This window comes from Pseudomonas monteilii NBRC 103158 = DSM 14164 (assembly GCF_000730605.1).
In the GTDB taxonomy this organism is placed as follows: domain Bacteria; phylum Pseudomonadota; class Gammaproteobacteria; order Pseudomonadales; family Pseudomonadaceae; genus Aquipseudomonas; species Aquipseudomonas monteilii.
The window spans coordinates 73,164-94,148 of the sequence record NZ_BBIS01000018.1 but is presented as its reverse complement, the minus strand read 5'-3'; the positions used below and the strand labels follow the sequence as shown (position 1 = coordinate 94,148).

Annotated in this window: 21 protein-coding genes; 13 read left to right on the top strand and 8 right to left on the bottom strand. The window is 58.7% G+C overall.

Annotated features, from left to right (window positions below; genetic code table 11):
- Nucleotides 1-39: 39 nt before the first annotated feature.
- From PM2_RS11245 to PM2_RS11205, 10 genes are all read left to right on the top strand, one after another.
- The gene (locus PM2_RS11245) at nt 40-1,206 is read left to right on the top strand and encodes a PrgH/EprH family type III secretion apparatus protein (protein ID WP_169739395.1); all 1,167 of its coding nucleotides are present in this window, start codon (nt 40-42) and stop codon (nt 1,204-1,206) included.
- Nucleotides 1,207-1,222: 16 nt separating this feature from the next.
- Nucleotides 1,223-1,483 (top strand): EscF/YscF/HrpA family type III secretion system needle major subunit, encoded by a 261-nt coding sequence (locus PM2_RS11240; protein WP_016711558.1) that lies wholly within the window; start codon nt 1,223-1,225, stop codon nt 1,481-1,483.
- A 68-nt stretch (nt 1,484-1,551) separates the two neighbouring features.
- Entirely contained in the window at nt 1,552-1,860 is a 309-nt protein-coding gene (sctI, locus tag PM2_RS11235; protein ID WP_028699025.1) for a type III secretion system inner rod subunit SctI, read from the top strand.
- Nucleotides 1,857-2,579: an EscJ/YscJ/HrcJ family type III secretion inner membrane ring protein gene (locus PM2_RS11230; protein WP_028699026.1), complete on the top strand. Its 723-nt coding sequence runs from the start codon at nt 1,857-1,859 to the stop codon at nt 2,577-2,579. The genes sctI and PM2_RS11230 overlap by 4 nt, the downstream gene beginning before the upstream one ends.
- Nucleotides 2,563-3,135 (top strand): OrgA/MxiK family T3SS sorting platform protein, encoded by a 573-nt coding sequence (locus tag PM2_RS11225; protein ID WP_016711555.1) that lies wholly within the window; start codon nt 2,563-2,565, stop codon nt 3,133-3,135. The genes PM2_RS11230 and PM2_RS11225 overlap by 17 nt, the downstream gene beginning before the upstream one ends.
- Entirely contained in the window at nt 3,107-3,826 is a 720-nt protein-coding gene (locus tag PM2_RS11220) for an oxygen-regulated invasion protein OrgB (protein ID WP_167470813.1), read from the top strand. The genes PM2_RS11225 and PM2_RS11220 overlap by 29 nt, the downstream gene beginning before the upstream one ends.
- Nucleotides 3,816-4,262, top strand: coding sequence for a hypothetical protein (locus tag PM2_RS11215; protein WP_028699027.1), 447 nt, complete (start codon nt 3,816-3,818; stop codon nt 4,260-4,262). Before PM2_RS11220 ends, PM2_RS11215 begins: the two co-directional genes overlap by 11 nt.
- Before the next feature lie 84 nt (nt 4,263-4,346).
- Nucleotides 4,347-4,826 (top strand): InvB/SpaK family type III secretion system chaperone, encoded by a 480-nt coding sequence (locus PM2_RS29965; protein ID WP_080578073.1) that lies wholly within the window; start codon nt 4,347-4,349, stop codon nt 4,824-4,826.
- 141 nt (nt 4,827-4,967) lie between these two features.
- Nucleotides 4,968-6,239 carry a hypothetical protein gene (locus tag PM2_RS30730; protein ID WP_141745078.1) on the top strand — a complete coding sequence of 424 codons (1,272 nt, stop codon included), beginning with the start codon at nt 4,968-4,970 and terminating at the stop codon, nt 6,237-6,239.
- Between the two features lie 151 nt (nt 6,240-6,390).
- A complete protein-coding gene (locus PM2_RS11205) occupies nt 6,391-7,410 on the top strand; it encodes an IS630 family transposase (protein ID WP_016711551.1) in 1,020 nt (339 codons plus the stop codon).
- A 422-nt stretch (nt 7,411-7,832) separates the two neighbouring features.
- Here the strand turns inward: PM2_RS11205 and PM2_RS11200 are convergent, their stop codons facing one another.
- Nucleotides 7,833-8,348, bottom strand: coding sequence for a DUF4880 domain-containing protein (locus tag PM2_RS11200; RefSeq protein ID WP_016711550.1), 516 nt, complete (start codon nt 8,346-8,348; stop codon nt 7,833-7,835).
- 437 nt (nt 8,349-8,785) lie between these two features.
- Nucleotides 8,786-9,097: a DUF6124 family protein gene (locus tag PM2_RS11195; protein ID WP_016711549.1), complete on the bottom strand. Its 312-nt coding sequence runs from the start codon at nt 9,095-9,097 to the stop codon at nt 8,786-8,788.
- Between the two features lie 88 nt (nt 9,098-9,185).
- On the opposite strand from PM2_RS11195, the gene PM2_RS11190 reads away from it, so the two are divergent.
- Complete coding sequence (locus PM2_RS11190) at nt 9,186-9,893, top strand: S24 family peptidase (protein WP_016711548.1); 708 nt, start codon at nt 9,186-9,188, stop codon at nt 9,891-9,893.
- A gap of 33 nt (nt 9,894-9,926) precedes the next feature.
- On the opposite strand, the gene PM2_RS11185 is transcribed toward PM2_RS11190, so the two are convergent.
- The 4 genes from PM2_RS11185 to PM2_RS11170 are packed head-to-tail and all read right to left on the bottom strand — an operon-like array spanning nt 9,927 to nt 15,485.
- Nucleotides 9,927-11,879, bottom strand: coding sequence for an acetyl/propionyl/methylcrotonyl-CoA carboxylase subunit alpha (locus PM2_RS11185; protein ID WP_016711547.1), 1,953 nt, complete (start codon nt 11,877-11,879; stop codon nt 9,927-9,929).
- Complete coding sequence (locus PM2_RS11180) at nt 11,876-12,691, bottom strand: gamma-carboxygeranoyl-CoA hydratase (RefSeq protein ID WP_016711546.1); 816 nt, start codon at nt 12,689-12,691, stop codon at nt 11,876-11,878. Before PM2_RS11180 ends, PM2_RS11185 begins: the two co-directional genes overlap by 4 nt.
- 3 nt (nt 12,692-12,694) lie before the next feature.
- The gene (locus tag PM2_RS11175) at nt 12,695-14,302 is read right to left on the bottom strand and encodes a carboxyl transferase domain-containing protein (RefSeq protein ID WP_016711545.1); all 1,608 of its coding nucleotides are present in this window, start codon (nt 14,300-14,302) and stop codon (nt 12,695-12,697) included.
- A 19-nt stretch (nt 14,303-14,321) separates the two neighbouring features.
- Nucleotides 14,322-15,485: an isovaleryl-CoA dehydrogenase gene (locus PM2_RS11170; RefSeq protein WP_016711544.1), complete on the bottom strand. Its 1,164-nt coding sequence runs from the start codon at nt 15,483-15,485 to the stop codon at nt 14,322-14,324.
- 208 nt (nt 15,486-15,693) lie between these two features.
- Here PM2_RS11170 and PM2_RS11165 point away from each other — a divergent pair, with 208 nt between their 5' ends.
- The gene (locus PM2_RS11165; RefSeq protein WP_016711543.1) at nt 15,694-17,376 is read left to right on the top strand and encodes an AMP-binding protein; all 1,683 of its coding nucleotides are present in this window, start codon (nt 15,694-15,696) and stop codon (nt 17,374-17,376) included.
- Nucleotides 17,377-17,470: 94 nt separating this feature from the next.
- Here the strand turns inward: PM2_RS11165 and PM2_RS29515 are convergent, their stop codons facing one another.
- Together PM2_RS29515 and PM2_RS31175 are read right to left on the bottom strand one after the other, a co-directional pair.
- Nucleotides 17,471-18,445 carry an RHS repeat-associated core domain-containing protein gene (locus tag PM2_RS29515; protein WP_080578072.1) on the bottom strand — a complete coding sequence of 325 codons (975 nt, stop codon included), beginning with the start codon at nt 18,443-18,445 and terminating at the stop codon, nt 17,471-17,473.
- Between the two features lie 166 nt (nt 18,446-18,611).
- A complete protein-coding gene (locus tag PM2_RS31175; protein WP_016711541.1) occupies nt 18,612-18,773 on the bottom strand; it encodes a hypothetical protein in 162 nt (53 codons plus the stop codon).
- A 139-nt stretch (nt 18,774-18,912) separates the two neighbouring features.
- Between PM2_RS31175 and PM2_RS11155 the strand changes: the two genes are divergently transcribed.
- Nucleotides 18,913-20,931 carry an alpha-1,4-glucan--maltose-1-phosphate maltosyltransferase gene (locus PM2_RS11155; RefSeq protein WP_028699030.1) on the top strand — a complete coding sequence of 673 codons (2,019 nt, stop codon included), beginning with the start codon at nt 18,913-18,915 and terminating at the stop codon, nt 20,929-20,931.
- The last annotated feature ends 54 nt before the right edge of the window (nt 20,932-20,985 follow it).

Sequence of the window (20,985 nt, the reverse complement as noted above, 5' to 3'; positions counted from 1 at the left end):
TAGGCGCTTTTCATAGAGTTAGACCAAGTGGTGAACAGCATGCAGGACTCTCCTGCAACGCAATGCGTCCTGAGGGTGTTCAACGGCCCGCTGCAGGGTTGCGAATTTGATCTGGCGCAGCAGCGTACTCTTTTTGTCGTTGGTTCTGAGGCAAAGTTTTGCTCGATTGAACATCCGCTCAGTGTTCCGGAAAATGCCATCTACATTCCGCTGGCGTATGGGGGATGCAACTTTGAGGTCTTGCTTGGGGATGATGACCGCGCGGAGTGTGTCGTGCGAATCCTGGGCGACGAAGGTGTGGTCGAGCGGCCCATACCATTCCAGTCTCTGGAGCATATATCGGAGTTGCTAATCGCCGTACGCCCATTCGATGAAGCGTGGCGGAGCGAGTTGTTGGTACAAGGGGCAGCTGTGCTTGCTGGGCCTGAGCCGGCTCGGATGCCCGTTATTGTTTCGCGGCGAGTGGCTGTTGCAGCGGTGCTGGTAATAATGGCTGGCTTGGCCATGTTCGGTTGGTACGCTTCGAGTTCCACCCCTGTGTCGAATGTTGAGGCGCTGATTGCCGGGGGGAATAACAACATGGTCGCCCTGTACGGCCGCGACCAGGCGATTTACGTCTTCGCCCACTCCGAGCGCGATGCCGCATGGGGAAGGCAGGTATTGGTGCGCAATGGGTACTCGGCGACTCAGGTGATGACCACAGAGGACGAGCGCTACCGCTTGGAGAGTTTAGTGTCCAGCCTGGCGCCACAACTCGCCTTTCACCGTATGGACCTCAGTGATCCGGTGGTTCCGCAGTTATGGATCAGTCGCCAGCGCAGCGTGCTGTCCCCCGGATTGCAGCGTCGCCTGGAGAGCGCTTTGGTCGCCGTCGCGCCCTACGCTCACGAAATAAAGATCGTACAACGTGACGATGACGAACTCCTGCATCTGGCCGAGCAAGGCTTGCAACGCTTGGCATTGCCCTTTACTCGGCACCAGCGTGCTGACGATGTGACCTTTACGGTCGAGGGCAGCCTTGAGGACGCGCAGTTACAGGCACTGGGTGACTTTGTCGCAGCGTTCGGTCGCCAATGGGGTGCGCGATACGTTCATTTCGCAATCGAGCTCAAAGATGACTGGCTGAAGAGCAAGTCGTTCCAGTACGGCCCCCAGGGCTACATCAAGATGACGCCGTCATCCTGGTACTTTCCTAAATCCCTTTGATAATAACGGTTGATATATGAGTACGGTTTCAAATCCTATTGAGTTTCATGATGACTTCCTGGGTCGACAGGCTCAGGGCTTCGAGGACGGCGCTACCGGTCTCAAAACCAAACTCGATGAGGCACTGGCCGCATTGCATGAAGATGCGTCGGACCCCACGCTATTGGCGGCCTATCAGGCTGCATTCTCTTCCTACAACGTGTTCCGTAACGTTGCGACCAATACGATCAAGGGCTTCAAAGAAATTGACACGGCGATAGTTTCCGCCGCGCGTTAAGTCTTGCGTTTCCGCTCGGCTAGCAGGAATTTCGTATGCCAGCCGGGCACTGTTCTTGTGGGGTTCCTATGTCTGTTTCTTCCCTGACGTCAGTGAACCTGAGTCCGCTTCGGATGGCCGAATTGGCGCGTCCCGAGCCTGGCTCAGTGGTTTCCCTGGAGGGTCGTTTGATCGAAAGTTTCGCCAGCTCCGCTGTGGGCACCGAGCGTGATCATGCAAGGATCACTGCCATGCTCAAACGCCCGGATATCACCAACCCGGAAGTGTTGAGCGAATTGCAGCTGCTCACTGCGCAGTACAACATCGATGTCTCCTTACTCAACGTCCTGGTCCGTAAAACAGTGACAACGGCCGAAACCTTGTTGCGTTCGTCATGAAGGTTTTTGCCTGGCTTGCGCTGTTCTGTTTGATGCTGGTTGGCTGTCGACAACCGAGTTTGCTTGAGGGCCTTGACCAACAGCAGGTCAATGAAGTGATAGCGGTGCTGCAGCGCAATAACATCACTGCGACCAAAGTGGATAACGGTAAGACCGGATACTCGGTGCAAATCGCGCAAGCGGATTTCGCAGCGGCGGTCGACCTGTTGGCCCTGTACTCGCTACCCTCCAAGCCGCGGGTCGAAATCGCCCAGATGTTTCCTGCGGACGCTCTGGTCGCTTCGCCGCGAGCCGAGAAGGCGCGTCTGTACAGTGCGCTGGAGCAGCGCCTGGAGCAGTCGTTGAATACCCTGGAGGGTGTGGTCTCAGCACGGGTACACGTGAGTTACGACCTGGAGACCGGAGAAAGCGGTCGCAAGGTAGCGCCCATCCATGTCTCGGCGTTGGTGGTGTATGAGCGTGACAGCGAGCCACAGCTACTGATCAGCGATATCAAGCGTTTTCTCAAGAACAGTTTCTCGGCCGTGGACTACGAACACATTTCGGTGGTCTTGTCCAAGCGGGCTTTAATTCAGCATGCCGCCCCCTTCCCGGAGCCTCGCACTTACGCCTTTACCTGGCTCTATGGCGTGTTCGTCTTAGGCATTCTGGCTGCGCTAGCGTACTGGGTCATGCGGTATCGACAGTCGAAAGAGATCGGGCATGCTTCGCGGGACTGAAGCGCTGCGCGCCATCCTCCAGCAGCCGCTGGACTATCTGCATCCTCACCGGGGTGTTGTGCCAGCGCTGTTTGGCGAGCCGGCAGCCCGCGCGCTGCTCAACCAATCGTTGCTAAGAGGGTTGGCACTCAGTTGCCCCGATCCGCAACAGCTCAAGCGCAATCCATGGACTGATTGCTGGGTCGCACATTGGCAGCATTTGCCCGCAGTCGCCCGCCTTATGGGGGCGCACCTGATGTGGCCGCAACTGGCTCGCGGGGCGCGCATGCGTGAGCTCGATGTTCCGACAAGAGCCTTCGCCCGCATCAACCTGGGCAATCGGCCAGCGGTCGTGATCAGCGAAGCGCAAGGACTTGAGCCATCGCTCGACGCCCTGGGGCTCGCTGCCTTGGCAGCTTGGCATCAATACATCCCGGATGCGCTCATGCAGCGTCTGTTCTTGCAGTTCTCGCCGCGAGTGGTCGAGTTGCAGCAAACCTTGCCGATCCTGGCGCCGAATTCGTCACTTTTCATCCTGGCGGTACAACATGCTCGAATCCATCAGAACGCTTGCTGACATTCCTTCGACGGATGCCCTGCTGCTGAGGCATGAAGAACGCACGGCTGCGCGTAATCGTCGGTTGTTGATGCAGCAAGCCCGCGAGCGCGCCAAGGCCTGTATGGCAGAAGCGCAACAAGAGGCAGACAGTGTTCGTGCGAACGCCTTTCAGGACGGTTATTCCCAAGGCGTGCTGCAAGCCGCTGCTGACGTGAGCGGGCTTTTACTGCAGTCGCGAGTGATGGCAAGCGCGTTGCAGGCAGAGCTTGTACAGGCCGCCCGGTCATTGCTGGGGGATTTGCTGATGGACGACCGTCTGCTTGATGCGCTGCTGCAGCGTTGGCATTCGGGGTGGGTAGACCAAGGCCGGGAGCCGCTGCAGATCATGCTGCCGCTGCGGTGCAAGGCCGGGCAGATGGCGCTGAACACCAGGTTGAAGGGCTTGGGTGTCGAGCGGGTGGATATCCGTTTCCATGCCCAGGAACGTTACCTGTTTCGCCTCGCGGATCAGGTGGTCGAGCTTGATATCGGCGCCTCTCAGGAGCGCCTGTCGCCGCGTCTGATCGCCCAGCTCAAGCAGTTACCGGAGAGTGTGCGGCAGCTCGATGAAGCGTCGAAGAACGTGTTTGTCAATTGGGCTGCCGACCTGAACAAGGAAGGCTATAGCGCGATGAATATTTCGAAGTCGGATAACAGCGATGAACATTGATAACTACTCGCTTGCAGGTCCCGGCCAGGCCCCGCATCGAGGCGCCGAGACGATTGTGCCTCTGGACCAGCGCATGGGGCTTCAGGGCGCGGAAACCAGCGCTGATCCGGATCCTGAGTTTGCCCAGTTCTACGGCGCGTTCATGGAGTGGATAGCGTCCACGGCACCCTCACCGGGCAGTATTCAGCGTTACTTGAAACAATACGCGAATGCCGGTGGCGAGTTGCCCTATAAAACGACGCAGAAGCAAATGGATGCGTTAACGCAGGTGATGGTGCGGATGAAAGAGCAGGGTTTGGAAGACAGTGGGGCTTATAAAGAGATAAGAGCTGCGTTGGTATCGGTTTCATCGGCCAATATGTTCGTCAAGGAATTTATGCAGGAGGTGTTCAAGCCATCTGAGGACGAAGACAGTCGCGAGAATGTCAGTTGGTAATCTAAATAAGCTTTTTTTGTAAGATGTTTGGCGATTCTTTTGTTATATATAAAAGCCTGAGCTGTTGTTTTTGAAGGGGATACCATGAGCGAAAAAAGCGATCATCAGGCCGGCGCTTGGCGTAGATCGTTGAAATCCATAACCTATAGCCCATTATCATTCTCGCAGAATATTCATCGCGAGCTTAGCTCGTTGGTTTGCGATGCGTTAATTGAGTTGGGAGTCTCAGATCAATTGCTGCACGGTCTCGACTCGCATTCAACCATAACCATTGATTTAGATGAAGGTCCATCTATTAATATTTCTCTGGTCGACGATCGTCTCTTTGTTTGGTCGTTTGTCCCGATGGGCGAGGATCTATTGATAGACAATGCCAGGAGCATTATGCCTGTTATTACAACCGTAGTGGAGTGCGTTGAAACGGGTCATTTAACATTGGGTAAGTGTGGTGATGGTTTTGAGTTAAAGGCATTAATTAATCCGCGTGCATTGATTGAGAATAAGTTCAATGAGATTTTACATGGTTTTCATGGTGCGCTCAAAATTATAGATGGCTGCCGATGAGGTTATATGTTTAATGCGGGTGCCGGCTACTGAAAGTCAAGGCGAACCCTTGGTTTTCAGAACTTGCGGGCGCATAAGCAAGTTTTAATTTTTCGTCTTCTGCTTTTGATGTTGTAATTAACATGTATAAAGAGGGCTTTTATGCAATACTCAATGTTTGTGAGTTCCTATCTGGCAGCAAATAGTGCTAGCGCTGCTTTGCAAGGAAGTAGTGGTTCAGATTCGTTGTCGCCTTTGAGCTTGCCAGTAAAAAAAGTGTCTAACACAAGTCAAAAACATTTGTCATTTCCTCCTGGTACATTAGCTCAGTACTTTGCTTCTCCAGCGAAAGAAGAGAAAAATCAGTACCAAGCTCGTGGAAACATTAGTCAAAATGGTAGCTTTATGTTCAAGCCGGGAGATGAGGAGAAGTATGCCTATACACCGAGTATCTATCTGATGAAGCTGAGTGACGATAGAGAGACGGCAAGAACTCAATTGAAAGGATTGAGAGATGCGTATCGTGCGAACCAATCGGTACCAGATTTTCTCAAAAAAGAGAGCGCGTTGTCGTCAGGTTATGATACTCGCTGGATGGATGCATATGTTAAGGCTCCAACGCAAGTTGCTCATCGTAGCAAAAATTTTTTCACTCAGGTCGATCCAACCAATAAGGTCAATAATCTCGATGATATTATTTCGAATCCTATGGAGCAGAAGCACAAAGAGGGTGGCGTGTCATTTTTGAGTTGGTTTGTTCATCCAAGGTCGTTTGTGGATGCAGAAACAAAGAAAAGAACAATCAATGATTATTCCTACGCTACCTTTAGACAGGTTGCTGCAAAACATCAACAGCTTAAGCTGTCTGGGGAACATGTTGAGCCAAGTTCAACCCCAACAGCTGGCGCTGCTCAAATCAAGGATGCTCGGTTCGCAAAAAATAAAGCAGAGCGTTTACAGATTGAATCAGGTCAGCTTATTGGGCAGAAGTATTTGGCGACTCCTCTTGACTTGACTAAGGAGGATTTGCCCAAGCTAAAACAATTAAAAGCTGATAGCCAGCGGTTCTTCGAAGAAAAATTTGGCTTCGATGCGACGAAAGATAAACTCAATCAATACTTTCATATGCCATATGCTAGAGTTACCACTACCCTGCACTTGCATTCTCGCCTAAATCAAGAAATGGCCCCAAGGGAAGCAACGAAAAGCTTTCGTTTAGATGATGTAATTAAGCATTTGGAATCACATGATGACATATTTGATTTGGTTTACGAACGTGCACAATCGGTGAAAGGTTTGGAGCAGCAAAAGCCTATAGATATGGTCGCAGAATTAGGAGGAGAGAATTCGGTAAAATTTGAATATGTTGGAGGATATTTTAAAGATGATAATGGCCATTTCAAACTGAAAGGGCGCGATCCTCTCCGGGAGTGATTAAGCCTATTGCTGGGCACATGAGGTGTCACTTATAGTAGTGGAGCCTTGTATGTGACTATTGACTGTGCAGATCTAGTGTGATGTTTCAGAAATACCGCTGAAAATCTGAGCTAGGCTCTGTAGAAGCCAACTCTCCAAGGCCATCGACATGGGTCGACCAGCAACCGTCATTACCCTTTCCGAAACCGAAAAGTCAGAGCTGCTACGCCGCATCAAGCTCCGTAAAGGCGCTCAAGACGCTCGGCTGCGTGCGGAGATAATCCTCGCCTGTGCCGCAGGCGAGTCAGGCAATGACATCGCTCAGCGCTTGGGGACGAGCAAGGATGTTGTGTCACGGTGGCGTCAGCGCTTCTCTAAGTTGGGGCTGCTGGGGCTGAACGATGAACCGCGCTCTGGCCGGCCTCGCACCATTTCCGATGAGCAAGTTCAGCAAGTGGTAAACCAAGTGCTGCAAGGTAAGCCCGACGATTCCAGTCATTGGAGCACGCGACGGATGAGTCGTGAGACGGGCCTCTCTCCTGCAAGCGTGATGCGCATCTGGCACGCGTTCGGGATCAAGCCGCACTTGGAAAAGACCTTCAAGCTTTCCACTGATCCGTTGTTTGTCGACAAGGTTCACGACATCGTTGGGTTCTACTTGAACCCACCCGAACGAGCCTTGGTGCTTTGCGTTGATGAGAAGAGCCAGATCCAAGTGCTGAACCGCACACAGCCTGGCCTACCGCTCTCTCCAGGTAACCCTGCAACCCGCACACATGACTACAAACGACACGGAACGACCTCGCTGTTCGCGGCCCTGGATGTGGCAACCGGTGAGGTGATTGGCCGACTCAAACGACAACATCGCAGTATTGAGTTCCTCGCCTTTCTAAGGGAGATCGATGTGTCAGTGCCTGCCGATATGCCGATCCATCTGATCATGGACAATTACGCGACTCACAAGACCGACAAAGTCAGGGCGTGGCTTGCGGCGCGACCGCGCTACAACATCCACTTCACGCCTACCTCGGCGTCTTGGTTGAATCTGGTTGAGCGGTTTTTCTCAACGCTGAGCGAGAGGTGGATCAAGCGGCAGGCACATGTCAGCGTTAAGGATCTGGAGGCGTCGATCGAGCACTATCTGGAAACCTACAACCAGAACCCGAAGCCATTTCGGTGGCACAAATAGGCCGAGGACATCCTTGCCTCAGTCGCTCGCGCGGCGCGAGCGCTGGGCAAATGATTTTCAGTGGTATTTCTGAAACACCACACTAGGTCTGTTCGGAATAGGGGGCAGTAGACTCTGTGTGAAAAGCCTTGAACTCGGTGATGCTGCGTTTAGAGCAGCCTCGGAATGTTCATTTGCAACCCGTAAAGTCGGGCGAAATCCGGCCGCGCCTCGGCTGTTTTCGCCATGCCTTACCTTCGTTTCAGACTTTTCACACAGGACCTAAGATGCATCGAAGTCGAACGACCCGCTTTCATAAAAAGCTCATAGCGGTGCTTTTTCAGCCGCGATTGCAGGCCCGCCTTCAAACACCCCATGGTCTCGCTGGCTTGTTTCATGCGGTGTTTCCAGCATTTCTCTTCTTACAGAGCCTAAGGAGGTGATCAAGCCCAGAAACCAAACAGCACCAACGCCGCCACACCCAGCCCGACCGCAACCGAACAACCGCCCAGCGACAACGCCGCCCGGCCTTGCCGGTACCAGCCGTCGTGGCCAAGCTGCCGAGCCGGTGCCAGCAGGCTGCGCCAGCGCAGCTCCGTCTCGTGAAACGCCTGCAAGTTTGCCGGGTCTGCATCCAGCCAGCGACGAAAGTCGATCCGCTCGCAAGCCGTCACCTGTGGGCTTTGCAAGCGCACATACCATTGCCCGGCAACACTCGCCAGCACATCCCGGCGCGAGCGGCCGGCCTGCAGCGCCTGTTCCATGTTCCGCTCGACACTGGCCAATGGCAGGTTCAGGCGGGCAGCGATAGCGGCGAAGCCCAGCTGGTCGAGGCGGTTGAGCAGGAACACTTGCTGTACGCGCCGGGGCAGCCGTTTCAGGGCATGCAGCAGGGCGTGGTCGGCATCATGTGCGGCAACCGGGCCTGGGTGCTCAAGGGGCAGTAGCAGACGGGTCATGGACAGCTCCTTGCTCTACAAAGGGGGAGGGGATGGGGGCATCTTCCTTGATGCGTGATCAGCGTAGACGAAACGAGATTGATTCTCAACTGCTGATTCCGCAAAGTTTTGTAATGAGCGTTCACGCCCTGAAACACCTTTGCTATCATGCGCGCCATCACGATCTTCATTAGCCTGAAGAGCCAAAAAAAAGACCCGGCAAAAAGCCGGGTCAAAAACCGTGATTAGCCTGATGAGGAGATAATCTGAGAGCGACCTAAGCTCCAGGTTATCCAGCGGATCTTGCGATCAGCTGAGTGCAATAATAATCGTTATCATTTGCCAGTCAAATGAATTTTCGTCCTTTCGGTAAAAAAGTTTTACCGATGCGCTTCCTTGCCCGGCAATCGGGGCCTTTGCCGATACGCGGCTATCACGTTTTCTCCCTTCTTTCTTGCCTATAAACCCGGTTCTGCGGCGCGTTTGTGCTCCAGCAGGGCGCGAGCCATGTCCATCATGTGCATCAGGGCGAAGGTCAGCTCGCGCTGGCTGCCGTGCTGGTGGGTGGCTGTTTCCTGGGCGGTGGCGGCAGCGCAGCGCAGCAGAGCGATGGCGTGCTCCTGGGCCTGGTCGCCGGTTACGCCCTCGTGCAAGGTCCAGATCTTGTTGTCCAGCGTGGGGCGTGGCGGGTTGGGGTTGAGGTAGTAGTCGAGCGCGCGACGGGCTGCTTCGCTGTCGAGATCTGTTTCGTCGTTTTTCGATGGTTTCATCCTGATACCTGCTAGAGCCAGTAAGGAAAGGGGTGAACCCGATACTAATACCTAGAGTATTTTTATGCGTTGAGATAAATAATACTGAATGTTTATTGAGCGCTTGAAGGCAGTCCGTATCGTGCCAGCGATGAATATGGATAAATGGATTGCCCTCGTCCGCGACCGGATGGAGGAGCTAGGGCTCACCCAGGAGCAGCTTGCCGAGCGCGTTGGTGTGTCTCAAGGCAGTGTGGGGCATTGGGTGAACAAGCGGCGTCAGCCGAAGATCGAGTCGATGAACCGCACGTTTGTCGAGATTGGCATGCCCCATTACAACGTCAGTCTGCAGCTGCGCATTCAGGGCCAGGTTGGCGAGGAGCGTGGCGCCTACGGGGTGGATGATGCCGAGGACGACCTGGACCTCATGCAGTACATCGTGTGTTTCCGCTACCCGGTCAAGGACTGGAGTGAGTTGGGTGCTACAGATGCTGAGGAGCCCAGCGTGTTCGAACAGACGGATTACCTAGCCCAAGGCAAAGCATTCTGGCTGACAGTTGAGAACGACGCGATGAGCGCCGTCAGTGGTCGCAGTGTGCCACAGGGCATGCGGATGCTGGTTGATCCTGGGGTGGAGGTTGAGGCGGGGCGTTTGGTTATCGCTCGTCAGCCGGGCAAACCCGCGATTTTTCGCGAGTTGGTTGAGGACGGCGGGCAGCGGTACCTGAAGGCCCTCAATAACAACTACCCGACGCTGCTCTGTGAAGAAGGTTGCGAGTTTCTCGGAGTGGTCGTGCGAGTGCACGGTGCCTTCTAGAATGAAGGGGCTGCAAAGCAGCCCCCGCTGACCTCACTCTGTCAGCTCGACCAACACCGTCCCTTCGCTGACCATATCCCCTTCCTGGCAGAACAACGCTTTCACTGTCCCGCCATGCGGCGCACGAATGCTGTGCTCCATCTTCATGGCCTCCAGCACCACCAGCGCGGCACCTGCTTCCACCACTTGCCCCGGCTCGACCAGTACCCGCACGATGCTGCCGTTCATGGGCGCGCCCAAGCCGCCCTGATGGCTGTGGCTGGCCTCGGCTTCGGCAATCGGGTCGAAGGCCTCAATGGCGTGCATCTCGCCATCCCAGTGCAGGTAAAGCGTGCCACCCCGGCGGATCGCCAGGTGCTGGCGGCGCACACCGGCCTGGTCATGCACCAGCTGTTCGCCCACCAGCTGGTAGGTGGACGTAGCGCTGCGCTCCAGGGCAACCGCCTGGTCCTGCCCGCTGCTTACCAAGTGCAGGCTGGTGCGTGCCGGCAGGCCCAAGCGCAAGCCGTTGCGCTCACCCCACGGCGAACGGCGGTCGTCCTCACGCTGATGCCCGGCCTGGCATTGCAGCCAGGCTTCGGCTGCTGCCTCCCAGAAGCTGGCCGGCAGTGCGTTTGGCGCTGGTAGCAACACCTCCTGGTGACGCGGAATGAAGCCGGTATCCAACTCAGCGTCAGCAAATGCCGGGTGGGCCAGAATGCGGCGCAGGAAGGCGATGTTGGTTTTCAGCCCGCCAATGGCGAACTCGTCGAGCATGGCCAGCAAGCGCAGGCGGGCCTGTTCGCGGTCCTCGCCCCAGGCGATCAGCTTGCCCAGCATCGGGTCGTAGAACGGCGACACCACGTCACCTTCACTGACCCCACTGTCCACCCGCCGGCCTTCACCCGGCGCCGACTCACGGTACAGCGCCAGCTTGCCGGTCGCCGGCAGGAATTCGTTGGCCGGGTCCTCGGCATACAAGCGCACTTCGATGGCATGGCCGATCAGCGGCACCTGTTCCTGGGTAATCGGCAACGCCTCACCGCAGGCCACGCGAATCTGCCAGGCCACCAGGTCCAAGCCGGTGATGGCCTCGGTGACCGGGTGTTCTACCTGCAGACGGGTGTTCATCTCCATGAAGAAGAACTCACCGCGAGCGTCGAGCAGAAACTCTACGGTACCGGCTCCTACATAGCCGATGGCCTGGGCTGCGCGTACTGCCGCCTCACCCATGGCCCGGCGCAGTTCAGGTGACAGGCCGGGAGCAGGGGCTTCTTCGACCACTTTCTGGTGGCGGCGCTGAATGGAGCAGTCGCGTTCGTTGAGGTAAAGGCAGTTGCCGTGCTGGTCGGCGAACACCTGGATCTCTACGTGGCGAGGCTTGAGCACGTACTTTTCAACCAGCATGCGCGCATCGCCGAACGACGACTGTGCTTCACGCTGGGCGGAAGCCAGGGCGTCGGCCAGCTGGCTTTCTTCCTCGACCACTTTCATGCCCTTGCCGCCGCCGCCGGCACTGGCCTTGAGCAGCACCGGGTAGCCAATGCGTTCGGCAGCGGCGCGGAAGGTGTCCACGTCCTGCGCTTCACCGTGGTAGCCCGGCACCAGCGGCACCCCGGCAGCCTCCATCAGCGCCTTGGCTGCCGACTTGCTGCCCATGGCATCGATGGCGCTGGCCGGTGGGCCGAGGAAGATCAGCCCGGCCTGTTCGATGGCGCGTGCGAAGCCTGCGTTCTCGGACAGGAAGCCATAGCCCGGGTGGATGGCCTGGGCGCCACTGGCCTTGGCGGCGGCCAACAGTTTGTCGACCAGCAGGTAGCTTTCGGCGGCCTTGGTGCCTCCCAGGTCAACGCGGATATCCGCTTCGCGGCTGTGCCGTGAGTCACGGTCGGTGGCGCTGTGCACGGCGACGGTGGTCAGGCCCATGGCCTTGGCGGTACGCATTACCCGGCAGGCGATTTCGCCGCGGTTGGCGACCAGCAGGGTGGTCAAAACGGGGCGGCTCATGGGCGCGGCTCCTTCTTGTCATCGGTTTGCCAGGCGGGGCGGCGTTTTTCCAGGAAGGCGCGCAGGCCTTCCTGGCCTTCGGCGCTGACGCGGATACGGGCGATGGTGTTCTCGCAGTAGCGACGCAGGGCCGGGCTGAGTTCGCCGTCGTCCACTTCGCGCAGCAGGTCCTTGGTGGCGCGCAACGCCTGCGGGCTGTTCTGCAGCAGGTTGGTTACCCAGGACTCGATCTGAGCGTCCAGTTCGCTGGCCGGATACACCTCCGCCAACAAGCCCAGCTCGCGGGCCCGCACGCCACTGAAACGCTCGGCAGTGAGGGCATAGCGGCGTGTGGCGCGTTCCCCCATCGCTTTGACCACGAACGGGCTGATGACCGCCGGGGCCAGGCCGATACGTACTTCCGACAGGCACAGCTGGGCGTCTTCGGCGCCAATGGCCATGTCGCAGCAACTGATCAGGCCCAGCGCGCCGCCAAAGGCTGCACCTTGCACCACGGCCAGGGTAGGGGCCTTGAGGCGGTGCAGTGCGTACATCAGTTCGCCCAGTTCGTGGGCATCATCCAGGTTGGTGTTGAAATCCAGCTGCGCCGATTGCTGCATCCAGGCCAGGTCGGCGCCGGCGCTGAAGTGCCGGCCACGGCCGCGCAGCAGCACGAAACGCAGGCTGGCGTCTTCGGCCAACTGGTCGATGGCCACGATCAGCTCGCGGATCATCTGCGCATTGAAGGCGTTGTTCTTGTCCTCGCGGCTCAGCCACAGGGTGGCGAAACCGCGTGGGTCGCGGATCACTTCGAGGGTGCTGAAATCGCTCATGGGTCACATCCGGAAAATGCCGAAGCGGCTCTGTTCGATCGGCGCGTTCAGCGCGGCAGACAACGCCAGGCCAAGCACGTCGCGGGTTTGTGCCGGGTCGATGACGCCGTCGTCCCACAGGCGAGCGCTGGAGTAGTAGGGGTGGCCCTGGTGCTCGTACTGGTCGAGGATCGGCTGCTTGAGCCTGGCCTCGTCCTCGGCACTGAACGGCTGGCCGCTACGCTCACTTTGCTCGCGCTTGACCTGGGCCAGCACGCCTGCGGCCTGTTCGGCGCCCATCACGCCAATGCGTGCGTTGGGCCACATCCACAGGAAACGCGGGTCGTAGGCGCGGCCACACATGCCATAGTTGCCAGCGCCGAAGCTGCCGCCGATGATGACCGTGAACTTGGGCACCTGGGCGCAGGCCACGGCGGTCACCAACTTGGCACCGTGCTTGGCGATGCCGCCTTCTTCGTACTTCTTGCCGACCATGAAGCCGGTGATGTTCTGCAGGAACAGCAGCGGGATGCCGCGCTGGCAGGCCAGTTCGATGAAGTGCGCGCCTTTTTGCGCGGCTTCGGCGAACAGGATGCCATTGTTGGCCAAAATCGCCACCGGGTAGCCATGCAGGTGGGCGAAACCGCACACCAGGGTGGTGCCGAACAGCGCCTTGAACTCATCGAACACCGAGCCATCGACCAGCCGAGCGATCACCTCACGTACATCGAACGGTTGCTTGGCATCGGCCGGCACTACGCCATACAGCTCGTCGGCCGCATACAGCGGCGCCACCGGGGCCAGGCGCTGCAGCTTGCCCAGCTTGTGCCAGTTGAGGTTGGCCACGCTGCGCCGGGCGATCGCCAGGGCGTGTTCGTCGTTGTCGGCATAGTGGTCGGCCACGCCGCTGGTGCGGCAGTGCACATCGGCGCCGCCGAGGTCTTCGGCGCTGACCACCTCACCGGTGGCGGCTTTTACCAGCGGTGGGCCGGCGAGGAAGATCGTTGCCTGTTGGCGTACCATGATCGCTTCGTCGGCCATGGCCGGCACATACGCACCGCCAGCGGTACACGAACCCATCACCACGGCGATCTGCGGGATGCCCTGCGCGCTCATGTTGGCCTGGTTGAAGAAGATCCGGCCGAAGTGCTCGCGGTCCGGGAATACTTCGTCCTGGCGCGGCAGGTTGGCGCCGCCCGAGTCCACCAGGTAAATGCATGGCAGACGGTTTTGCAGGGCGATGGCCTGCGCGCGCAGGTGCTTTTTCACCGTCAGCGGGTAGTACGAACCGCCCTTCACCGTGGCGTCGTTGGCCACGATCATGCATTCCACGCCTTCGACGCGGCCGATACCCGCAATCACGCCCGCAGCCGGCACGTCTTCGCCGTACACCTCATGGGCGGCCAGCTGGCCGATTTCGAGGAACGGCGAGCCTGGGTCCAGCAGGCGGTCGATGCGCTCGCGCGGCAGCAATTTGCCGCGTGAAGTGTGCCGCTCCTGGGCTTTGGGCCCGCCGCCCTGGGCCACCTGGGCAAGCAGGCCGCGCAGGGCCTGGACCTGTTCAAGCATGGCCGCGCTGTTGCCGGCGAACTCCGCCGAACGCGGGTTGATCTGGGTGTGCAAGGTAGCCATGTGCGCCCGTCCTTTATGTTCAGCGGGTTTCGTTGAACAGTTCGCGGCCGATCAGCATCCGGCGGATTTCGCTGGTGCCGGCACCGATTTCGTACAGCTTGGCGTCGCGCAGCAGGCGGCCGGCCGGGAATTCGTTGATGTAGCCGTTGCCACCGAGAATCTGGATCGCCTCCAGGGCCATTTGCGTGGCGCGTTCGGCGGTGTACAGGATGACCCCGGCGGCGTCCTTGCGGGTGGTCTCGCCACGGTCGCAAGCCTGGGCCACGGCGTACAGGTAGGCACGGCTGGCGTTGAGCTGGGTGTACATGTCGGCGATCTTGCCCTGGATCAGCTGGAACTCGCCGATGCTCTGGCCGAACTGCTTGCGGTCATGAATGTAGGGGACCACCAGGTCCATGCAGCTTTGCATGATGCCGGTCGGGCCGCCGGACAGCACCACGCGCTCGTAGTCCAGGCCGCTCATCAGCACGCGCACGCCACCGTTGAGCTGGCCGAGAATGTTCTCTTGCGGCACTTCCACACCGTCGAAGAACAGCTCGCAGGTGTTGGAACCGCGCATGCCCAGTTTGTCGAACTTGTTGCTGCGGCTGAAACCTTTCCAGTCACGTTCGACGATGAAGGCGGTGATGCCGTGCGGGCCTTTGTCCAGGTCGGTCTTGGCATAGATCACGTAGGTGTTGGCGTCGGGGCCGTTGGTGATCCAGGTCTTGCTGCCGTTGAGCACATAGTGGTCGCCGCGCTTCTCGGCACGCAGCTTCATCGACACGACGTCGGAGCCGGCGTTGGGCTCGCTCATGGCCAGTGCGCCGATGTGCTCGCCGCTGATCAGCTTGGGCAGGTACTTGAGCTTCTGCTCATGGGTGCCGTTGCGGTTGATCTGGTTGACGCACAGGTTGGAATGGGCCCCGTAGGACAGTGCCACCGAGGCTGAGCCACGGCTGATTTCTTCCATCGACACCACGTGGGCCAGGTAGCCCAGGCCTGCGCCGCCGTACTCTTCCGACACGGTGATGCCCAGCAGGCCCATGTCGCCGAACTTGCGCCACATGTCGGCAGGGAACAGGTTGTCGTGGTCGATTTGTGCGGCGCGCGGGGCCAGTTCGGTCGCGACGAAGGCGCGGACCTGGTCGCGGAGCATGTCGATGGTTTCGCCCAGGGCGAAGTTCAGGGAGGGGTAATGCATGCTGGGGCACCTTCTTGTTCTTGAAATTGGGTTACACCGTAGCTCAAGGCCTTTACACCGGCCCTGTGCTGTTGATCACCTTTACGTTAACGTAAACCTGTGTGCGATGACTGTCAATCTGCTCGTCACCTTTACGTAAACGTAAATCTGCGCCAGAGTATTCCCGCTGCTTCAGCCGTGCCCAGAACAACCACAAGAAGGGACACCCATGAGTCAACCGAGCTATACCCGCGGTCGCCAGGACCAAGCCTTGCTGACCCAGACCATCGGCCAGGCCTTCGATGCCACGGTGGCCCGTTGTACTGACGGCGAGGCACTGGTGTCGCGTCATCAGGGCTTTCGCTACAGCTGGCGACAGCTGGCCGAGCAGGTCGATACCCATGCCCGCGCCCTGATGGCCCTGGGCGTCAACACCGGGGACCGGGTCGGCATCTGGTCACCCAACTGCGCGCAGTGGTGCATCCTGCAACTGGCCAGCGCCAAGGTCGGCGCCATTCTCGTCAACATCAACCCCGCCTACCGCGTGGGCGAACTGGAATACGTGTTGCGCCAGTCCGGCTGCTGCTGGCTGGTGTGCGCCGATGCCTTCAAGACCTCCGATTATCACGCCATGGTCCAGGAACTGGCGCCGGAGCTGGCCAGTGCCACGCCAGGCGAACTGGCGTGCGAACGCCTGCCCGAGTTGCGCGGGGTCATCAGCCTGGCGGCCAACCCGCCTGCCGGCTTCCTGCCCTGGCAGGCGCTGGCTGAGAGGGCAGGGCAGACCTCGACAGAGGCCTACACCGCTCGTCAGCAAAGCCTGCAGTTCGACCAGCCGGTGAACATCCAGTACACCTCCGGCACCACCGGCGCGCCCAAGGGCGCCACGCTCAGCCACTACAACATCCTCAACAACGGCTTCATGGTCGGCGAAAGCCTGGGCCTGACCGAGCGCGACCGCATGGTGATCCCGGTGCCGCTGTATCACTGCTTCGGCATGGTCATGGCCAACCTCGGTTGCATCACCCACGGCAGCACCATGATCTACCCCAACGATGCCTTCGACGCCGAACTCACCCTGCGCGCTGTGGCCGAGGAGCGTGCCAGCATCCTGTACGGCGTGCCGACCATGTTCATCGCCATGCTCGACCACCCGGCTCGCCAAGGCATGGACCTGTCGACCCTGCGCAGCGGCATCATGGCCGGTGCCACTTGCCCGATCGAAGTCATGCGCCGGGTCATCGACCAGATGCACATGGCCGAAGTGCAAATTGCCTATGGCATGACCGAAACCAGCCCGGTATCGCTGCAAACCGGCCCCGACGATGAGTTGGAGCTACGCGTGACCACCGTCGGCCGCACCCAGCCGCAGCTGGAGAACAAACTGGTGGACGCCGACGGCTGCATCGTCCCGCGCGGTGAGATCGGCGAGCTGTGCACCCGTGGTTACAGCGTGATGCTGGGTTACTGGAACAACCCCCAAGCCACGGCGGGCGCCATCGACCCGGCGGGGTGGATGCACTCGGGCGACCTGGCGGTGATGGACGCGCACGGTTACGTGCGCATCGTCGGGCGCAACAAGGACATGATCATTCGCGGCGGTGAGAACATTTACCCGCGTGAACTGGAAGAGTTCTTCTACACCCACCCGGCGGTGGCCGATGCGCAGGTGATCGGCATTCCGTGCAGCCGATACGGCGAAGAGATTGTGGCCTGGATCAAGCTGCACCCCGGGCACAGCGCCACCGTGGAAGAGCTGCAGGGCTGGTGCAAGGCACGCATCGCACACTTCAAGGTGCCACGGCATATCCGTTTCGTTGACGAATACCCGATGACGGTGACGGGCAAGGTGCAGAAGTTCCGCATGCGGGAGATCAGTGTGGCGGAGATTTCGGCTGTGCCATCGGGCTGAAATTCGGCATAAAGGGTACCGGCGCGGGTAAGTCCATGCAGGGCTCACTTGGCCAGATGACTGTGAATACGTGTAAGCGTGCGCTTACTCGCGACTAGGCGCGAAGGTTCGATACGAGCCTTCGTAGCAGTCCGCTACCAGATTCCTTGCCTCGCTTGTCGGGGTAGAAAGTAACCGGGTTTGAAAACAGATAGCTTGACTCCTGAAGCTCCAAGTCAATCATTGTGAGTGAGGGATTAAGACCTAAGTCAAAAATTACAGGTTCGGTATATGTGGTTACCGGCCTTTTCATAATGTTGGCAAACTGTTGGCCGTATGCGACCTTTGGAAAACCGTCGCCATGTGTCGCCGCCGTTGCGCCTGCCATACAGGCGATAAGATGAATCGGGCCTTTAGAAAGCGGGGCATTATTTGCTTTTAGTTGCTCTTTTAAAGCGGTGGGTGTCAAGCCTCCCACTTTTGTTCCGTCGCCGTGGCCAAAAATGACGTCCATCGTATACTCACTTTGGCCAAATTCTCTGCCGCTGGTCACGACAATGTCCTTGAGATGTTTGTTGTCTCGTCTAGGCTTTCCGAATGTAGTGTAGGGGCGGACAATTTTCAATTGTGGCTGGATAAATACACCGATTCCGTGCCCATCAGGGTCGCTGTAATTTACTGGGTCGCCCAATACAAAAGCATAGGGGTTAAGACCTCCGCGGTCGAACGGACTGTCAACATCGGGGCTGGCGAATCTCATCAAAACCGGGCTGTAACTACGATATCCCATCCCGAGTAAATAGCTGCAACTTAAAGGATCAAGCCGCTCCCCCTTGAATGCGACCGGCATTAAATTGTTCCCCGGTGCATGCCCGTACACGCTGAATATGATTTGTTGATTTGCCGCCATGGAATTGCATTGAGCTGGCGACCTCTGGCTATCTACTGCGACTAAGGCAATGGACGGTTGGACGGGAGAAGCCTTCAGAAAGGCCATGGTCTTACGGTCATGGGAAAATACAGTAGTATTATTAAAAGGCTGCAGTGTTGTGACAAGGTTAGTCCCACGATAGAAGTAGTGTTCAGTCATTGGTAAGCGCCTCTGATAGAATTGCTTCTCTGAATGTAAGATCGTTTCCGACGGGTTGCGGGGGCCACGATAAAGGCGGCTCGAGTTGTGCAATCGAATGCCTCAATCTTCAGCACAACCCGTCGGCACCGCTACTGGCAAAAATATCAGGTGCAGTGGTCTACCCTTAGGCTTTCACCGGTGGCTCCTGATTCGGCGGATCGCCCACCGTCGGTGGCACCGTCGGCTTGATCGGCAGTTCGTCCGGTTCTTCTTCCGGCACGGGCGGCGGCAAGCTGGGGTCGTCGATGTTGGGATCGGGGGTTTCCGGTGGAATGGGAATGTTCATGGCCTGACCTCGCGTGGGTGAATGAAGAGGTGCTGCAGGCTTCGACTTCGCGCAGCTGCCGTTCGCTCAATTTTTTTGAACCCCACGCCTGTGCCCGGCTCTGAACCCTTACCGCCACCAGCCTGAGGGAGCAAGGTCGATGTCACGTAACGAGCCCTTTGAAAGCGTGCCCACGGCGAATGATCACGCGGATCAGGCCATCAGCTTGTCCCAGGCGCTGCTGGCGCCGCGTATCGTGATCGAAGACACCCAACCCGTTCTCGAAGCAGGCACCTTCGCCGCCAAGGCCATCAGCGGCCAGCCGGTGGCGGTCAGCAGCAACGTCTATTGCGATGGCCACGACCGCCTGGCGGTGATGCTCAGCTGGCGCAAGGCCAATAGCCGCCGCTGGCATTGCGTGCCCATGCACTCACCGGGCAACGACCTTTGGCTGGCCGAGTTCACCCCCACCGAGCTGGGCCCACACCTGTTCAGCATCGAAGCCTGGGTCGACCCGTTCGCCACCTATTGCTACGACCTGGAGAAAAAGTACCACGCCGGTGTCGAGGTAACGCTGGAGCTGGAAGAGGGCCGGTTGATGCTGGGCAAAGGCATCGATCTGTGCAAAGGCGCCCTGCGTGAAGCGCTACAGGACACGCAGCAGCGCCTGGCCACACTCGGTACCGACGACCAGGTAGCGCTGTTTCTCGACCCGACCACCGCACGCCTGATGAGTGAGGCCGAACACCGCAGCTACTTGGCTCGCAGCCGTGAATTCCCCGTTGATGTTGACCGCCCGGCAGCCCAGTTTGCCAGCTGGTACGAGTTGTTCCCACGCTCGATCACTGACGACCCCAAGCGCCACGGCACGTTCAACGATGTGCACGAACGCCTGCCGATGATCCGCGACATGGGCTTCGACGTGCTGTACTTCCCGCCCATCCACCCCATTGGCATGCAACATCGCAAAGGCCGCAACAACGCACTCACGGCCCAGCCGGGCGACCCGGGCAGCCCTTACGCCATCGGCAGCGCCGAAGGTGGCCACGATGCGATCCACCCGCAGCTGGGCAGCCGCGACGACTTCCGCCGCTTGGTGGCTGCGGCTGCCGAGCATGGCCTGGAAATCGCCCTCGACTTCGCCATCCAGTGCTCTCAGGACCACCCCTGGCTCAAGGAGCACCCAGGCTGGTTCAGCTGGCGTCCGGACGGCACCATCCGCTATGCCGAGAACCCGCCAAAAAAATACCAGGACATCGTCAACGTCGACTTCTACGCCCCCGACGCAGTGCCGAGCCTGTGGCTGGCCCTGCGCGATGTGATCATCGGCTGGGTAGAGGAGGGCGTAAAAACCTTCCGCGTCGACAACCCGCACACCAAACCGCTGCCGTTCTGGCAATGGCTGATTGCCGACGTGCGCGCCCGGCACCCGGACGTGATCTTCCTTGCCGAGGCCTTCACCCGGCCTGCCATGATGGCGCGGCTGGGCAAGGTCGGCTATGCGCAAAGCTATACCTACTTCACTTGGCGTAACACCAAACAGGAGCTGCGCGAATTCTACGAGCAGCTCAACCAGCCGCCGTGGAGCCAGTGCTACCGGCCCAACTTTTTCGTCAACACGCCGGATATCAACCCGTACTTCCTGCACACCTCCGGCCGCGCCGGCTTCCTCATCCGCGCCGCACTGGCCACCATGGGCTCGGGGCTGTGGGGCATGTATTCGGGCTTCGAACTGTGCGAAGGCACGCCGCTGCCGGGCAAGGAGGAGTACCTGGATTCGGAGAAATACGAAATCCGCCCACGGGATTTCACCCAGCCTGGCAACATCATTGCCGAGATCGCCCAGCTCAACCGCATCCGCCGCCAGAACCGCGCCTTGCAGACCCACCTGGGCGTGGCGTTCTTCAACTGCTGGAACGACAACATCCTGTACTTCGCCAAACGCACGCCCGAGCGCGACAACTACATCCTGGTGGCAATCAGCCTCGATCCGCACAACGCCCAGGAGGCGCATTTCGAGCTGCCGCTGTGGGAGCTGGGCCTGGACGACAACGCCGAAACCCATGGCGAAGACCTGATGAACGGCCACCGCTGGTCGTGGTATGGCAAGACCCAGTTCATGCGCATCGAGCCCTGGCACCAGCCATTCGGTATCTGGCGTATCGAAAACGCCCGCTAGCAAGGTACACACGCCCGCTCTCATAGGGATCGTGTCCAGTCAGTTGCTTTTGCA